General features: G+C 68.8%; 15 protein-coding genes. 2 read left to right on the forward strand and 13 right to left on the reverse strand.

Annotation, left to right across the window (positions count from 1 at the left end; all coding sequences use genetic code 11):
- Positions 1–53: 53 nt before the first annotated feature.
- Positions 54–998, forward strand: coding sequence for a 5'-3' exonuclease (locus JNUCC0626_RS17150; RefSeq protein ID WP_394620764.1), 945 nt, complete (start codon positions 54–56; stop codon positions 996–998).
- Positions 998–1813: a hypothetical protein gene (locus tag JNUCC0626_RS17155; RefSeq protein WP_394620765.1), complete on the forward strand. Its 816-nt coding sequence runs from the start codon at positions 998–1000 to the stop codon at positions 1811–1813. The genes JNUCC0626_RS17150 and JNUCC0626_RS17155 overlap by 1 nt, the downstream gene beginning before the upstream one ends.
- On the opposite strand, the gene JNUCC0626_RS17160 is transcribed toward JNUCC0626_RS17155, so the two are convergent.
- From JNUCC0626_RS17160 to JNUCC0626_RS17220, 13 genes are all read right to left on the reverse strand, one after another.
- On the reverse strand, positions 1810–2976 hold the full coding sequence (locus JNUCC0626_RS17160) for a GNAT family N-acetyltransferase (RefSeq protein ID WP_394620766.1): 1167 nt from the start codon (positions 2974–2976) through the stop codon (positions 1810–1812). The genes JNUCC0626_RS17155 and JNUCC0626_RS17160 overlap by 4 nt on opposite strands.
- A 37-nt stretch (positions 2977–3013) precedes the next feature.
- Positions 3014–4021: a hypothetical protein gene (locus tag JNUCC0626_RS17165; protein WP_394620767.1), complete on the reverse strand. Its 1008-nt coding sequence runs from the start codon at positions 4019–4021 to the stop codon at positions 3014–3016.
- A gap of 48 nt (positions 4022–4069) precedes the next feature.
- Positions 4070–4792 carry a DUF4333 domain-containing protein gene (locus JNUCC0626_RS17170; RefSeq protein WP_394620768.1) on the reverse strand — a complete coding sequence of 241 codons (723 nt, stop codon included), beginning with the start codon at positions 4790–4792 and terminating at the stop codon, positions 4070–4072.
- Positions 4793–4888: 96 nt separating this feature from the next.
- Positions 4889–7633, reverse strand: coding sequence for a DEAD/DEAH box helicase (locus JNUCC0626_RS17175; RefSeq protein ID WP_394620769.1), 2745 nt, complete (start codon positions 7631–7633; stop codon positions 4889–4891).
- A 115-nt stretch (positions 7634–7748) separates the two neighbouring features.
- Complete coding sequence (gene htpG, locus JNUCC0626_RS17180) at positions 7749–9593, reverse strand: molecular chaperone HtpG (protein WP_394620770.1); 1845 nt, start codon at positions 9591–9593, stop codon at positions 7749–7751.
- 44 nt (positions 9594–9637) lie between these two features.
- Positions 9638–10498 (reverse strand): diacylglycerol/lipid kinase family protein, encoded by an 861-nt coding sequence (locus JNUCC0626_RS17185; protein WP_394620771.1) that lies wholly within the window; start codon positions 10496–10498, stop codon positions 9638–9640.
- Positions 10495–11403, reverse strand: a complete 909-nt coding sequence (tatC, locus tag JNUCC0626_RS17190) for a twin-arginine translocase subunit TatC (RefSeq protein ID WP_394622048.1) — start codon at positions 11401–11403, stop codon at positions 10495–10497. The genes JNUCC0626_RS17185 and tatC overlap by 4 nt, the downstream gene beginning before the upstream one ends.
- Before the next feature lie 112 nt (positions 11404–11515).
- A complete protein-coding gene (tatA, locus tag JNUCC0626_RS17195; protein WP_394620772.1) occupies positions 11516–11815 on the reverse strand; it encodes a Sec-independent protein translocase subunit TatA in 300 nt (99 codons plus the stop codon).
- Positions 11808–12080: a bacteriophage holin gene (locus tag JNUCC0626_RS17200; RefSeq protein ID WP_394620773.1), complete on the reverse strand. Its 273-nt coding sequence runs from the start codon at positions 12078–12080 to the stop codon at positions 11808–11810. The genes tatA and JNUCC0626_RS17200 overlap by 8 nt, the downstream gene beginning before the upstream one ends.
- An 18-nt stretch (positions 12081–12098) precedes the next feature.
- Positions 12099–13070, reverse strand: coding sequence for a helix-turn-helix transcriptional regulator (locus tag JNUCC0626_RS17205; protein WP_394620774.1), 972 nt, complete (start codon positions 13068–13070; stop codon positions 12099–12101).
- Positions 13067–14032, reverse strand: a complete 966-nt coding sequence (locus tag JNUCC0626_RS17210) for a helix-turn-helix transcriptional regulator (protein WP_394620775.1) — start codon at positions 14030–14032, stop codon at positions 13067–13069. The genes JNUCC0626_RS17205 and JNUCC0626_RS17210 overlap by 4 nt, the downstream gene beginning before the upstream one ends.
- 270 nt (positions 14033–14302) lie before the next feature.
- A complete protein-coding gene (locus JNUCC0626_RS17215) occupies positions 14303–14815 on the reverse strand; it encodes an RICIN domain-containing protein (protein ID WP_394620776.1) in 513 nt (170 codons plus the stop codon).
- 160 nt (positions 14816–14975) lie between these two features.
- Positions 14976–15983 carry a WD40/YVTN/BNR-like repeat-containing protein gene (locus JNUCC0626_RS17220; RefSeq protein WP_394620777.1) on the reverse strand — a complete coding sequence of 336 codons (1008 nt, stop codon included), beginning with the start codon at positions 15981–15983 and terminating at the stop codon, positions 14976–14978.
- Between the last annotated feature and the right edge of the window lie 57 nt (positions 15984–16040).

The following is a 16040-nucleotide window of genomic DNA, read 5'->3' on the forward strand; positions in this document are numbered from 1 at the left end:
GTCCACGCGTCCGAGCGGCGCCGACGGCCCGGGCACTAGTAACTTGTCCCTTCGTGGCCCCTCCCCTCGTGCTCCTCGACTCCGCGAGCCTCTACTTCCGGTCGTACTACGCGCTGCCGGACTCGATGACCGCGCCCGACGGCACGCCGGTGAACGCCGTCCGCGGGTTCGTCGACACGATCGCCCGCGTCATCACCGAACGCGGCGCCGCCCGCCTGGTCGCCTGCCTCGACGCCGACTGGCGGCCGGAGTTCCGCGTGAAGGCGCTGCCGTCCTACAAGGCGCACCGGGTGGCCTCGGACGCCACCGACGGCTCCGAAGAGGTCCCGGACACGCTGACGCCGCAGATCCCGATCATCCTCGACGTGCTCGACGCGGCCGGCATCTGCACCGGCGAGGCGGCAGGCCACGAGGCGGACGACGTGATCGGAGCCCTCGCCCACCGCGAGACCACCTCCCCCGTCGAGGTCGTGACGGGCGACCGGGACATGTTCCAGGTCGTGCGCTTCGAGCCCACGCCCGTGCACGTCGTCTACGTCGGCCGGGGCTGGAACAAGGCCGAGGTGCTCGGCCCGGAGGAGCTCGCGGCCAAGTACTCGCTGCCCGTCGAGAACGCGGGTTCCGCCTACGCCGACATGTCCGTGCTGCGCGGCGACCCGTCCGACGGCCTGCCGGGCGTGGCGGGCATCGGCGAGAAGACGGCGGCGAAGCTCATCACCGAGTTCGGCTCGCTCGACGCCGTGCTGAAGGCCGTGACCGACCCGATGGACCGCAAGCTCACCACCAAGGCCCGCAACGCGCTCATCGCCGCCGAGGACTACCTGGCCGTCGCGCCCGTGGTCGTCCGCACGGCGCTGGACGCCCCCGTGGTGCTCGACCGGGGCGACGAGGTGCCGCGGGTGCCCGCCGACCCCGAGCGGTTGCGCGAGCTCACGCAGCGCTGGGGTCTCGGCAGTTCGGTGCCGCGCCTGGTGAACGCGATGGAGCGACGCGCCTAGTGGCCGTCCTGAACGCACGTCCCGCCGACATCAGCGCACCCGAGCCCGGTCCCTCCGTCGAGGTCACCCCGGCCGAGGTGGTGTTCCGCGAGAGCGACGGCGCCGTCCGGTGGCGGCACGCGTTCGCCCCTCCCACGACGACGTCGATCGCCCGCGGCAGCGCCGTGGTCCGCGGCGACCACGTCTGGGTGTTCCGCCCCGACGAGATGCTCGGCCGCGGCGAGGGTGACGCCTGGCTCGTGCTCGGCGCGGCCGACGGACAGGTCGTCGCGGAGGCGCCGTTGCCGACCGTCGGCCAGGGCGCGGGCCACGTGCTTCACCCGGACGGCGTGCACGTGCTGCTCGACGTCGGCGAGGGACAGGACGGCACCTGCGTGTTCCTCGGCCACCTCGACGGCACGGAGTTGAAGGTCCACCCCTACCCGTGGCCGGACCGCGTCCTGATCGGACTCTCACCGGACGGCAGCGCGTTCATGACGGTGGACCACGAGCAGAACGACGCGGCGTTCCACGTCTTCCCGTCCGGCGAGCGCACGCACACCGTCGAGCTGGACGACCTGCCCCGGCCCGACGACGAGGAGATCGGCGTCGTGGTCGGCTGGGGCGGCGGCTACCTCGACGCGACGAGGGCGGTCGTCATCGCCGAGCACCACACCGACGAGGACGAGACACGTGCCTTCCACGTCCTCGACCTCACGACCGGCGCCGTCCTCGGAGAGCTCGGCGTCCCCGAGGACGTGTACGACGTCGAACTCCCCGGCGACGGCACGTGGATCGTGCGGGACGACACTCCGTCCCGCTGGACCCTCGCCTAGAAGAACGTCGAGCAGAGCGGCGAGACGGGGCTCGCGAACACCACGTCCGCCTCGTCGAACCGCGACCCCTCGATCCTCCGCGCGGCGGCGAGATCCGAGAACTTCGTGTCGCCCAGGTACACCGCGCCCAGCAGGTCGACGGGAATGGTGATGTCGGCCTGGGTTTCCACGCGTTCGACGCCGTCGGCCGACACCCGGAAGCGGCCGTCGTTGGCGGGCAACACCTTGTCGTGCACCTCGAGCACCACCGAGCCCGCGCCGTACGTGCGGGCGGCGAGCATGCGCGGCACGTCCACCAGGCGCAGCCAGATCTGGTCGAAGACGTCCTTCGTCACCACGACGCGCGGATCCTCGAAGAGCCAGGTGATCGGGTCGTCGAGCGCCACGTCGACGGTGATGTCGTCCACCAGGTCGAGGCGGGTCAGGTAGATCCAGAGGTCGCGCCACGCGTCGGCGTTGGCCCACGCGAAGTCCTCGACCTCCATGTGGTGCTTGAAGTCCTTGTCCTCACTCACCTTGTACGACACGTAGCCGTCGTCACCGTCCGGTCCACTGTGGACAACGGTAACGAGGTTGCCGGAGTCGCCCTTGCGGTCGAACGCGCGCGCCCACCAGCCGTGCCAGCGCGAGATCTGGCCGGGGCGGCCGAGACCGACGGCGGTGTGCAGGTCCGGCAGGAGCTTCTCGGCCGTGTCGAGGTCCACCATGCGCACGCTGCCGACCGGGGAGCCGGGGATGACGGCCTGGCGGGCGTCGATCCGCAAGAACCGCACGCGCCCGGCGAGGCCGTAGCCGAAACGCCCGTAGATGCGTCCCTCCGACGCACGCAACGTCGCCACCGGATCAGGCAACGTGGAGAGTTGCTCGCGCATCAGGCCACTGAGCACCCCTCGGCGCGTGTAGTCCGCACGCACGCCCACGCGTGACACAGCTGCGTGCGGCACCACGGCACCGCCGGGAACGACCATCGTGCTCGCGAACGTCTGGGTCGTGCCGACCATGGTGTCGCCGTCGAACGCGGCCAGCACGCGGCCTGGCTCGTAGGACGGCTGGGTGACCGCCCACTGCTCGTCGGTGGGCGGGCCCCAGTGCATCGCACGGCGGAAGAGCGTGTTGTGGGCGCGGTACTGCGCGTCGTCGGCGAGAACTCGGATGTCCGTCACGCCCGCGATCGTCGCTCAGGGCGCGGCCGAACGCACCTTAGTTTCCGAGCCGTCTGTAGACCCGTGCCGACAGCGCGTCCCACTCGGTGTGCAACCGGACGTACTCGTCGGCCTCGGCCTTCGTGATCGGCAGCTCCGCGTCGTACCACTCTCGCGCGTCCATCCTGTGACGCACCCAGAAGTTGCCGCGCCATCCCCGGGACAGCGTCCACTCCTGCGGGGTTTCCGGATCCCCGTCCGGGAGTCGCACCAGGTTCCTGGCGAGCATCAGGTCACCCACCTGCTCGAAGTCCTCGAACAGCACGGAGTAGTCGTAGCCGTCCTCACGCGGCGGGACCGGCCGTGTCCGTTCCAGGATCCTCAGGTGCAGGATCATCGCATCTCTTGCGCTGCCGACGTCCTCCCGTTTCCCGTGCCACTCGAACGGCTCCCAGCAGAGGTCCTCGGTCAGGACCTCCATCCGGCCGTCGGCGTACTCCCGCGCGCTGCGCCAAGTGTTCGTGTCGTCGGCCGGCACGACGAAGGGAGTCGGAGTCCAGGCGATGCCACGCGACGCCAGCCGGTCCGCCTCCTCGGCACTGATCGCCACTCGCACCGTGGATCGCGGATTCCTCCACTGCCGCACCATGTAGTAGTAGCTTTCGGGGACACCGACTGGCCCCCAGACAGTCGACCAGACCCCTGGCGGGAGAAACCGCTCCCGCTTGCCGTTGCCGTGATCGCGATACATGGCGCAGGCCTTGTCCAGGTCGAGGACGTCTGACGGTCGTGCGAACCACACGTAGATGTTCGTTCCTTCGCCGTACGGCACCTCGTACCGTTCGGCGCGCACGCCCACGATGATGTCCACGACCAACTGCTCGACGTCGTCGGCCGCGATCTCGATGACCGTCGGTTCACCGTTCAGCTGCGCCAGCAAGTTCGACGGACCCCACTCCAGGGCGTGGGTGAACGCCTCCTCGGTGCCGTCCGGCGACACCCGCACCACCGCGATTGGGTAGCGCTGCGATTCCTCTGCCCGGACGACGAAATACCGCAAAGACACGAAACCTCCCCCAAGGTCACTTGAGGGAGGTTATCGCGAAGACGTAGATCAGCCGGTCGGCTGGCCGACCTCGTACTCGCCGTCCTCGGTCTTGACGACGATCTTGACCTTCTTGTCCTTGCCGCCGACCTGCACCTTGCACTCGAACGAGGTGTTGGGCTTGACCTCGTTCTCACCGGAGCAGGACGCCGCGCCGACGTCGGAGATCTTGTACTCGTCCTTCAGGATCTGGACGATGCCGGTCTGCACGGCCGTGTTGTCGAAGATCTTCTTCTTGAAGAACGCCGGCGCCACGAACCCGGTGAACAGCACCGCGCCCACGAGCAGGACGACGACCACCGCGGCCACCCAGATGCCCGCGCTGGACTTCTTCTTCGGCGGCATCGGCGGGCCGTAGCCCGGCTGCTGGCCGTACGGGTTGGGCTGCTGCTGGCCGTACGGGTCCTGCTGCTGGCCCGGCACGCCGTACTGCTGCGTCTGCTGGCCGTACGGGTCCTGCGCGGGCGTGCCGTACGGGTTCGACTGCGGCTGACCGTACTGCTGGGTCTGCTGCTGCTGCGACGGGTCGAAGCCCGGGTACGGCTGCTGCTGGCCCGGCTGCTGGGGTTGCGGCGGTCCGTAGGGGTTCTGGCCCGGCTGCTGGGCCGGGAACCCGCCGGACGGGGTGCCGGGAGGGAAACCGCCTCCATAGGGCTGCTGCGGCGGTTGCGGCTGCTGGCCCCAGGGCTGCTGCGGATCGTTCCCTCCGGACGGTCCGTACGGGCTGCTCATCTGTCGACCTCCGTGTGTACGACGTTGCGGCGAAATCCAATCACACCGTGCAGGTCAGTCTTTACTCCGACTCGCAAAACCTTCGTCAGGCTCATGTCACATCATCGCCACAACTCCGCGCCGCAGCGCGTCGACGGCCTTGGCCGCGGCCGCGCCGACCGGGTCCTGGCGGCCGACCACCTCACGGATCTGGTCCAAAAGGTCGATCACCTGACGGCACCAGCGCACGAAGTCGCCCGCGCCGAGCTCGTTGCCGCCCGCCTCGGCCGCGCTCAGCACCTTCTCCAGCGACTCGCCGCGCGCCCAGCGGTAGACGGGCCACGCGAAGCCGGGGTCGGGCTGGCGGGTGATGCGCTCGAGCTTGTGGCGGCGCTCGTCGTCCTCGATCTCCGCCCACAGCCGCACGGTCTTCAGCATCGCGTCCGCGACCGGGCCCTGCGGCAGCCGCGCCTCGACGGGACCGTCCCGGCGTGCCTCGTAGACCAGCGACGACACGACCGCCGCCAGCTCCTCGGGCTTGAGGCCCTTCCACACGCCGTTGCGGATGCACTCGGCCGCGAGCAGGTCCGACTCGCTGTAGAGCCTGGTCAGGCGCTTGCCGTCGGCGGTGACCTCCTCGGCCTCGCTCAGGTAGCCGCGTTCGCGCAGCAACGCGCGGATGCGGTCGAACTGACGCGCGAGCGAGTGCGTCGTCGCCGCGACCTTGCGCTCCAGCTGTTCGGTCTCGGCCAGCAGCCGGTGGTAGCGCTCTCCCCAGCGGGCGTGGTCCTCGCGCTGGTCGCAGCCGTGGCACGGGTGCGCGCGCAACGCCCGGCGCAGCGTCGCGAGTTCGGGGTCGTCGTCCGCCGTGGTCTGCCGGCGCCCGCGCGACGGCACGGTGATGCCGGTGTTGCGGATCGTGGACGCGAGGTCGCGCCGCGACTTGGGCGAGCGGACGTCGACCTGCCGGGGCAGCCGGACGTGCCCGAGCACCTCGACCGGTGCAGGGAAGTCCGCCGACGTGAGACGGCCCGACCAGCGGTCCTCGGTGACGACCAGCGGCCGCGCCTCGCCCAGCGGCTCGAGGCCGGGGTCGATGACGACGGCGAGACCGCTGCGCCGCCCGGACGGCACCGCGATCACGTCGCCCTTGCGCAGCCGTTCGAGCGACTTGGCCGTCTCGATGCGGCGCGCGTTGGTGTTCTGCTTCGCGAGCTGCTTCTCCCGGTCGCCGATGCGGCGGCGCAGCGACGCGTACTCCCTGAAGTCGCCCAGGTGGCACGTCATCGACTCGGAGTAGCCCTCCAGGGCCTCCTTGTTGCGGTCGATGCGGCGCGAGAGCCCGACGACCGAACGGTCAGCCTGGAACTGCGCGAACGACTGCTCCAGGATCACGCGCGCGGACTCGGCGCCGAGCTGGTGCACGAGGTTGACGGCCATGTTGTAGCCCGGCCGGAACGACGAGCGCAGCGGGTACGTGCGGGTGGACGCGAGGCCGCCGACCGACTTGGGGTCGATGCCCGGCTGCCACACGACGACCGCGTGCCCCTCGACGTCGATGCCACGCCGGCCCGCACGGCCCGTGAGCTGCGTGTACTCACCGGGCGTGAGGTCGACGTGCGCCTCGCCGTTGTACTTCACGAGCTTCTCGAGCACGACCGTGCGCGCGGGCATGTTGATGCCGAGCGCGAGCGTCTCGGTCGCGAACACGACCTTCACCAGACCGCGGACGAACAGCTCCTCGACGGTCTCCTTGAACGCGGGCAGCAGCCCGGCGTGGTGCGACGCGATGCCCCGCTCCAGCGCCTCCCGCCACTCCCAGTACCCGAGCACCATCAGGTCGGCCTCGGGCAGTTCGTGGGTCTTCTCGTCGATGATCCGGCGGACCTCTTCGGACTCCTCCGGCGTGTTGAGCCGCAGCCCCGCGCGCGCCGTCTGCGCGACCGCGGCGTCACACCCCGCGCGGCTGAACACGAACACGATCGCCGGCAGCAGCGACGCGTTGTCGAGCCGCTGGATCATGTCCGTGCGCGACGGCGGCTTGTAGCCGGTGTTGCGCGGCGGGCGGCCACCGCTGCCACCGCTCCGGTTGCGCCCGCGGCTGAACGGCACGTGGTACCGCGTGAGCTCCTCGGTCTTGCGCAGCACCTGGGAGTTGATCCGCGCGTGCGTCTGGTCGCCCTCGAACAGGTCGAGCATCTGGTTGCCGACCATCATGTGCTGCCACAGCGGCACGGGCCGGTGCTCGTCGACGACGACCGTCGTGTCACCCCGGACCTCGACCAGCCACTCGCCGAACTCCTCGGCGTTGCTGACCGTCGCGGACAGACCGACGACCTGCACGTGCTCGGGCAGGTGCAGGATGACCTCTTCCCACACGGGCCCGCGGAACCGGTCGGCGAGGTAGTGCACCTCGTCCATCACGACGTACGCGAGACCGTCCAGAGTGGACGAACCCGAGTACAGCATGTTCCGCAGCACCTCGGTCGTCATGACCACGACCGGCGCGCCGCCGTTCACGCTCGTGTCACCGGTGAGCAGGCCGATGTTCTCCGTGCCGTAGCGCGCGGTGAGGTCGGCGAACTTCTGGTTGCTCAACGCCTTGATCGGCGTCGTGTAGAAGCACTTGCGGCCCTCGGTCAGCGCGAGGTGCACGGCGAACTCGCCCACCACCGTCTTGCCGGCACCGGTGGGGGCGCAGACGAGCACTCCATGACCGTCCTCCAGGGCCTCGCAGGCCTGGCGCTGGAACGGGTCCAGCTCGAACGAGATCACGGACAGGAAGTCGGTCAGCTTGGGCCGTTCGGCACGACGCCGGGATTCGGCGTAGGCCTCGGCCGGGGACCGCGAAGCACTTGACACCCCATCAGGCTTTCACATCACCCCGACAATTGCCGTCGAGATAGCTTAACTTCAACCAACACTGAAACGACAGAGGGCGATGTCCCCAGGACATCGCCCTCCACCTGCGGTTATGTCAGAACGTGCGCTGCACCCGGTCCGCCACCAGCGACACGAAGCGGGACGGATCGGCCAGTTCGCCGCCCTCCGCGAGCAGCGCCAGCCCGTGGATCAGCTCCGCGGTGCCGGTCAGCGAGTCGCGTTCGCCCGCCGCGAACGCCTTGTGCAGGCCCTCGACCAGCGGGTGCGCCGGGTTGAGCTCGAGGATGCGCTTGATCTTCGGCAGCTCCTGCCCCATCGCCTTGTACATCTTCTCCAGCGTGGGAGTGATGTCGTGCGCGTCGCCGACGACACACGCGGGCGAAGTCGTCAGACGCGACGAGAGGCGGACCTCCTTGACGTCCTCCGACAGCTGCTCGCCGAGCCACGTGAGCAGCTCACCGAACTCCGCGGCCTTCGCCTCGTTGGCGGTCTTCTCCTCCTCCGTCTCCAGGTCCACCTGGCCCTTGGCCACGGACTGGAACGACTTTCCGTCGAACGACGGCACCGAGTCGACCCACATCTCGTCGATCGTGTCGGTGAGGACGAGGACCTCGTACCCCTTGGCGCGCAACGCTTCCATGTGCGGCGACTTCTCGACGGCGACCCTCGAGTCACCGGTCATGAAGTAGATGTGCTCCTGGCCGTCCTTCATCCGCGACACGTACTCGGCGAGGGTCGTGAGCGACTCCTCCGAGTTCGTCGAGGCGAACGAGCAGATCTCCAGGATCGCGTCGCGGTTGTCGGTGTCGGAGAGCAGGCCCTCCTTGATCGCCGCGCCGACCTCGCCCCACAGCTTCGCGTAGTCGTCGGGACGCGACGACTGGAGCGACTTGACGGAGGACAGCACCTTCTTCACCAGACGGCGGCGCATCAGCTGGATCTGACGGTCCTGCTGGAGGATCTCCCGCGACACGTTCAGCGAGAGGTCCGCCGCGTCGACGACACCCTTCACGAACCGCAGGTACTCCGGCATGAGCTCGGCGCAGTCGTCCATGATGAAGACGCGCTTCACGTAGAGCTGCACACCGCGCTTGCCGTCGCGCATGAACAGGTCCATCGGCGCCTGCGCGGGCAGGAACAGCAGCGCCTGGTACTCGAACGTGCCCTCCGCCTGCATGCGGATGGTCTCGAGCGGCGCGTTCCAGTCGTGGCTGATGTGCCGGTAGAACTCGGCGTACTCCTCCTCCGTCACCTCGGAGGCCGGGCGCGCCCACAGCGCCTTGCGGGAGTTGATCTCCTCGCCGCCCAGCCGCACCGGCCAGGTGATGAAGTCCGAGTAGCGCTTGACGATCTCGCGGATCTTCGCCGGCTCGGTGTAGTCGGGCAGGCGGTCCTCGTCGTCGGACGGCTTGAGGTGCAACGTGACCGAGGTGCCCTGCGGCGCGTCGTCGACGTCCTCGATCGTGTACGTGGCCTCGCCGGACGACTCCCAGCGCACGCCCTTCTCGGCGTGCGGGTACTTCGTCACGAGGGTGACCTTGTCCGCCACCATGAACGACGAGTAGAAGCCGATGCCGAACTGGCCGATCAGGTCGGACGTGTTGCCCGACTGCTGTTCCTTGAGCTGCTTGAGGAACTCGGCAGTGCCCGACTTCGCGATCGTGCCGATGAGCCGCACGACGTCCTCGCGCGTCATGCCGATGCCGTTGTCCCGCACGGTGAGCGTGCGCTCGGCGGGGTCGGACTCGATCACGACGTGCAGGTCGTCGACGTCGACGCTCATGTCCTTGTCGCGGAACGACTCCAGCCGCAGCTTGTCCAGCGCGTCGGAGGCGTTCGAGACCAGCTCGCGCAGGAACGTGTCCTTGTTCGAGTAGATCGAGTGGATCATCAGCTGCAGCAGCTGACGCGCCTCGGACTGAAACTCCAGCGTCTCCATGAATCCCTACCGAAAGAACGAAACGGACCGAACAGCCGTCTAACTTAGCGACCCACGACTGTAAGAGCGTCTGGAACCGTGCGAACGGTGACCGGCAGGGCCTCTTGGCGTTCGCCGTCGGCGTAAGCGATCCAGCCGTTGTCACCGGCCAACGACACCTCGCGCGCGCGGAACGTCCGCACGGCCGGGTGTTCGGTGTGCTTGCCCGTGCGCAACGTCGGCAACATCCGCACCAGCGTCGACCGGCTGCCGCCCTCGACGACCGTCACGTCGAACAACCCGTCGTTGGCGTCCGCCGCGGGACACACGGGGATGCCGCCGCCGTAGTTGGGCGTGTTGCCGATGGCGACCAACGTGGCGTCGAGCTCGAACTCGTCGTCCTCGGTCGTCACCCGCAGCGGCGCCGACTTCAGCGACGCGAGTTCGGCCAGGATCGCGAGGTCGTACCGGCGCGGACCGGCGGGCCAGCGCATCGCGTTCGCGCGTTCGTTCACCGCCGAGTCGAACCCGGCGCACAGCACCGTCGCGAACCACTGCCCCGTCGACAGCCGGCCGAGGTCGAGGGTCTTGCGGGTGCCCTGCACGACGTCCTCGACCGACCGCGACCCGACGGCCGCCGCCAGGTCGTTGCCGGTGCCCGCGGGGACGATGCCCAGCGCCGTCTGCGTGCCCGCGACCGCCTGGATGCCCAGGTGAGCGGCTCCGTCACCGCCGAGGACCACGAGCAGGTCCACGCCGTCCGCGACGGCCTGGTGCGCCATGTCGAGCGTGCCCTCGGCGTCGTGCGCGACGAGCTGCGTCAGCTCCGCGACGTGCGGCCTCAGCGCCGCGGCGGTCGACCCGGCCATCCGGGCCGCCCGCCCCTTGCCCGACGCGGGGCAGACCAGTAAGGCTGCCCGCGTCACGTGGCGTCGTCGTAGTTCACGCGCTTCGGGGGCTCCGCAGCGACGGCCTTCTCACCGGGGTCGTTGCCCTCGGCGTCGGACGCGACGTAGTTGAACGGCGCCGCCTCGTCGTCGTCCAGCTGGTCCCAGCCCTCGTCCTTGCGCAGCTTGGCCTTGCGCCTGTCGTGGATGCGCGCGACCTGGATCGCCATCTCGAACAGCAGCACCAGCGCGATCGCCAGCACGACCATCGAGATCGGGTCGGTGCCCGGCGTCGCGATCGCGGCGAAGACGAACAGGCCCATCATCAGGCCGCGCCGCCACTTGGCGAGCCGTTCGTAGGACAACACACCCGCGCGGTTCAGCATGACCACGACCAGCGGGATCATGAAGCTCACGCCGAAGATGAACAACATCGTGATGACGAAGTTGATGTACTTGCTACCGGTGAGCGCCGTGACCCAGTTGTCGCCACCGAAGCTCAGCAACACCTTCAGGCCCTCGGGCACGACCAGGTACGCGAGCACCGCGCCGGCCACGAACAGCAGCGCGCCGACCGTGACGAACACGCGCGCGAACTTGCGTTCCTTCAGGTACAGGCCGGGCGTGATGAACGCCCAGATCTGGTACAGCCAGCCGGGGCTGAGCAGGACCGCGCCCGCCGCCGTGCCGACCTGCAGCCGCACCATGAAGATCTCGAACGGCTCGGTCTGCAACAGCGCGCACTTGCCGCTGTTGCTGATCTCGGCCCGGTACTGCGCGAGGTCCGGCTGGCAGTACGGGCCCGTCAGGATGTCGCCCAGCGACGGGATCGGGCCGAGCCGCACCGTGAACCAGATGAAGCCGAAGATGGCACCGACGGCGATGATCAGCATCGCCATGCCGAGCCGGTACCTCAGCTCGTAAAGGTGCTCTTTGAGCGACATCGTGCCGTCGGCACTACCCCGACGGCGCTTGCCGCGTTCCCGGCGCTCAGCGAACCACCGGAACGGACTTGCCACCGCGTTGACCGTCCTTACAAGTCAGGAGACCGGAAGGTCAGTTGTTGGCGGCCTTGTTCTGCGTCGTCTGCTCGATGGGAGGAGCGACCTGGGGCGCCTGCTGGACCGGCGGCTGCGGCTGGGCCGGCGGGAGCTGCTGCACCGGCTGCTGCACGGGCTGCTGCTGGACCGGGGCGTCGTCCGACGAGTCCTGGTCGCGCAGGCCCTTGGTCTCCGCCTTGAAGATCTTCGCCGACTTGCCGAGCGAACGAGCCATGTCGGGAAGCTTCTTCGCACCGAACAGCAGAATGATCACCACAGCGATGATGATCAGCTCGGTGGGTCCGAGGTTACCCATTGGTGATCCTCCTGTCTGCCCCGCCACGACGATCGTACGCGGGGTTTGCCCTGGTGCGGGCCTGTTCCTTGGTGCGCCGTTGTGCGAAGGCCACCTTCAGCGCCGCGGATCGCGCCTTGAGCAGACCGACGCGGTCTCCGACCCTGTCCCTCACCAGAGTGCGGGTGCGGGCGAATCGACGCAAGGATCGGATGACTCGGATCGCGGCGATGAGGAGCACGATCAGAGCGACGACGATCAGCGCGAGGGTCGGCGTGGACGGCACAAGCACACGTTATACGTCTTAGGTGGACAGCAGGTGATCTGCCCGCCGCAATGCTTCGCCCGCCTGCCGGACCACCTCGGCCGCCAGTTCCGCCGGCTGCTCTACGTGCACGTCACCGCCCAACCCGAGGAGCAGGCGAACCATCCAGGAAGGGTCGTCGTAGCGCATGAGGACACGCGTGCGGCCGTCCGAGAGTTCAGCTGAGTGATCAACCGGGTAGTACTCGGCGACCCAGTGGGCATCCGGTTCGAGCAGCAGCACGGCGATCTTCTGATCGTCCCTCGGCTGGAACAACCCCTCCGATGTATCGGTCAGCTGGGCGTGTGGCGGCGGCGCAGACGGCTCATCCAGCACGTCCACCTCGTCGATGCGGTCGAGCCGGAACAACCGCACGCCGTGCGCCGACCGGCACCATCCTTCGAGGTAGCCGCGCCCCTCCACGAGCAGCAGACGCATCGGATCGACCACACGGTCGCTCATCGCGTCGTGCGACTGCGAGTAGTAACGGATGCGCACGGCCCGTTCGCGCTTCACGGCGTCCTGCACGGCGGACCGGACCTCGGTGGTCTCGCCCCGTTCGAACGCGCCGAGCCCGACGACCATGCCCGCGGGCTGCGCCTTGCCGACGGCCGCCTCGATCTTCGCGAGCGCCCGCTGCACCGCGTCGGCGTCGACCACACCGGGGGTGTCGGCCAACGCCCTGAGCGCGACCAGCAGCGACGCCGCCTCGGCCGCGGTGAGCCGCAACGGCCGGTCCAGGCCCGCGTCGAACGACACGGTGATCGTCTCGCCCTCGAACGACAGGTCGATGAGGTCGCCGGGGCCGTAGCCGGGCAGGCCGCACATCCACAGCAGTTCGAGGTCCTTGCGCAGCTGCTTCGGCGTGATGCCGAAGTCGGCGGCGGCCTCCTTGACGGTGATGGCGGGCCGGTTGAGCAGGTACGGCACGAGTGCGAGCAGACGCGGCAGCCGTTCGTTCGACGCGGTCACCGCGCTCCTTCCAGTGCGCCCTGCAGGCGGTCCCGCACGGACTTGGCCAGCACCTCGGGCTCGAGCACCACGACGTCGGGCCCGAATCCGGCGAGCCACTTGGCCGCCGAGTCGGGGAACTTCAGGTCGATCTCGACGACGTCGCCGCCGTCGCGTTCCTCGACGACCTTCGCGTGCCGCCGCACACCCTGTGCACGATCCTTGGCGACCCAGATCCGCGCGGGCGCCGTGTGATGCGGATCGACCTCCGTGCGCGCAATGAGACTCATCAGGTCCGTGCCCTCAGGCACCGTGAACGCACCAGGCTTGCCCACGGGCCGTACGGCGCCCACGACCCGTGAGAGCCGGAAGCACCGCGTGTCCTCACGTTCACGATCCCAGCCGACGAGGTACCACTTGCCGCGCCACGCGACGACACCCCACGGCTCGACCGTGCGTTCCTTCTGACCACCGGGCGGCGGCTTGCGGTAGCCGAACGACACGGCCTGCCCCGCCTGCACGGCCTGCAACAGCGGCGGAAAGGCGGGTTCGCTGGCCCGCACCTTGGGTTCGACGGTCGCGGGAGTGTCCTGGTCGACGTCCACCCCAGCCGCGCGCAGCTTGATCAACGCGCCGTGCACGGCACCCGTGAGCTGCGGCGAGTCCCAGAGCCGCGCGGCCAAGGCCACCGCGGCGGCCTCGTCGGGTTCGAGGTCGATGTCCCCGAGCTCGTAGTCCCGCCGCGCGATCCGGTACCCGTCCTCGGCACCCTCGGCGTTCGACTGACGTCCGGTCTCCAAGGGGACGCCGAGATCCCTGAGTTCGGACTTGTCGCGTTCGAACATGCGGAAGAACGCCTCGTCCGTCGGCGCTTCGTGATAGCCGGGGACGATGGCGCGGATGCGCTCCGCTGTCAGGTACTGACGGGTCGACAGCAGGCACAGCACCAGGTTGACAAGGCGTTCGGCGCGTGCGATGGCCACGGACAAACCCTAACGCGTGCGCGCGCCGAAACCTCATCACCACCTGCCGTCAACGGTCCGTTCAGAACGCACGGCGGTCGTGGGGTCTCTGGCGCACTGGGGAAACTGCGGATACGAGAAGGACCGGTGGCCCTGCACCACCGGTCCTCACGCTCGGCAAAACCTCTTCGGCGTCCCTGCAACGCCTCCGAGAGTCATCGTTCACCTACTGGGGGTTACCCCCGCGAAGTGCGGCCGACACGTCCTCTTTCGCTGCGGCCCTCGCGAGCGTTACGGGCTCTCGGGATACAGGTCGAAAATCGTCCAACGCTGGTTCGGAGCGCCGTTGTACGGCCAGCACAACGCCCTCAGGTCGGTGCCTGACGCGTCGAGGACGTTGTTGTTCAGGTAGGACACCCAGCTGCCGGTGCCGCCGCCGTTGGCGATCCACCGCTGGTTGGCCCCCAAGTGGCAGGGGTGGCGGAACAGGTCAGGCCCGACGTTGTTGTAGACGTCCACGCACTGGTTGCTGAACAGGTACGGTTTGATCTCCCAGGAGTTCGCACTGGGGTCCTTCGTGAAGATGAAGATCTGGTTGTCCCCGTAGTGACAGGGGATGTGCAGGATGCGACCGGTGCCGGCTTCGAGGTCGAGGCACCTGCCGTTGTCGTTGATCAGGTAACCGATCCGGTCGATCCCCTGAGCTCGCACTGTCTCTCGCGGCGCCACCGCTTGCGCCTGCATCGGCAGCATCGCGCTCATCGCGACCACCAATGAAATCAACGCGACAATTTTACGTCTCACCGAATTCCTCCCCCAAGGACGATTCGGACAGAAAGCGTTCACCGAGGGCGGATCCGCCCACCCACCTGCGCTTTCGTGCCCGAAAAAACCGTAATGGAGGTTTCCCGGACGAGGCAAGGGCCCGGTTGAACACTCAACCGGGCCCTTGCCTCGTCCGGAATCAGCGGTGCACGCCGACCCGCCCCTTCTCCCCCGCCGCCCAGCAGGTGAACCCGACGCAGTCGACGGTGTCGAAGCTCCCGCCGTCCGCCACCTTCCACGTCTTGCCGTCCCGCGACACGTCCGTGCCCGACGGCCCCACGGCCACCAGCCCGTCCCCGCGGAACGCGATCCCGGACCGGTACCCGACCGGCGCCTGCTTCCCGGCCTTCCACCCACGCCCGTCGCTGGTCGCGAACGCCGGCGTCGGATCCGTCGGCTTCAGGTAGTCACCACCGATGGCCACCCCGCGCCACGGCGTCTTGAACGCCACCGCGAACACCCCGGCCGCCTCGCCGGACGGCAACGGCACCTCACTGGCCTTCCACGACCGCCCACCGTCCCGCGACTCCAACACCCGTGCCTTCGCCCCGCCGCCGGTAGCGATCCACGCGTGGTTCCCGCTGGTGGTCACGCACTGGCCACTCGCCGCGAACGCGAACTCCCCGGTCTGCGCCTCAGGCATACCCTTCGTGTCGTTGACGTGCCACGACCGCCCACCGTCCCAAGTCCTCAACACCCGGAACTTGCCGTCGACGGGGTCGCTCAACGCAAGCCCGCGGAACCGGTCGAAGAACGCCACGCAGTCGTAGAACGCCTTCGGGTCGTTGTTGCGGAACTCCTCCTGCCACGACTTACCGCCATCGGCCGTGCGATAGATCCGCGACGACTCCCCCTCACCGATCGACAGGGCCACGGCGTTGCGCGCGTCAAAAGCCTCGATGTCGCGGAACTCCAACGCCTCCGTGCCGGGCGGCCCGACGGACTCCCACGTCCGCCCGCCGTTCGTGGTGCGCAGGACGGTGCCCTTGGACCCGCTGGCCCACGCGACCTGACCGTTGACGGCGGACAGGCCTCTCAGACGCGCGTCGGTGCCGGTGGGCTTGAGCTCCCAGTAGGCGTCGGAGTCGGCCTGCGCGACCCCCGGCAGCATCAGGAAGGCGGCGAGCGCCGCCGCGATGATCCTCATGTGGCCACTCTCGTCCAGCCGGTGTCCACTTCCTACCCGCTGATCGGCCGGACACGG

It is taken from the genome of Lentzea sp. JNUCC 0626, from assembly GCF_043632865.1.
GTDB lineage: Bacteria > Actinomycetota > Actinomycetes > Mycobacteriales > Pseudonocardiaceae > Lentzea.

What these genes read in the sequence shown, in the direction of transcription:
- JNUCC0626_RS17170 (WP_394620768.1), bottom strand. Translation starts at nt 4,792, where the DNA reads ATGAGCAGCCCGTACGGACCGTCCGGAGGGAACGATCCGCAGCAGCCC.
- htpG (WP_394620770.1), bottom strand. Translation starts at nt 9,593, where the DNA reads ATGGAGACGCTGGAGTTTCAGTCCGAGGCGCGTCAGCTGCTGCAGCTG.
- tatC (WP_394622048.1), bottom strand. Translation starts at nt 11,403, where the DNA reads ATGTCGCTCAAAGAGCACCTTTACGAGCTGAGGTACCGGCTCGGCATG.
- tatA (WP_394620772.1), bottom strand. Translation starts at nt 11,815, where the DNA reads ATGGGTAACCTCGGACCCACCGAGCTGATCATCATCGCTGTGGTGATC.
- JNUCC0626_RS17220 (WP_394620777.1), bottom strand. Translation starts at nt 15,983, where the DNA reads ATGAGGATCATCGCGGCGGCGCTCGCCGCCTTCCTGATGCTGCCGGGG.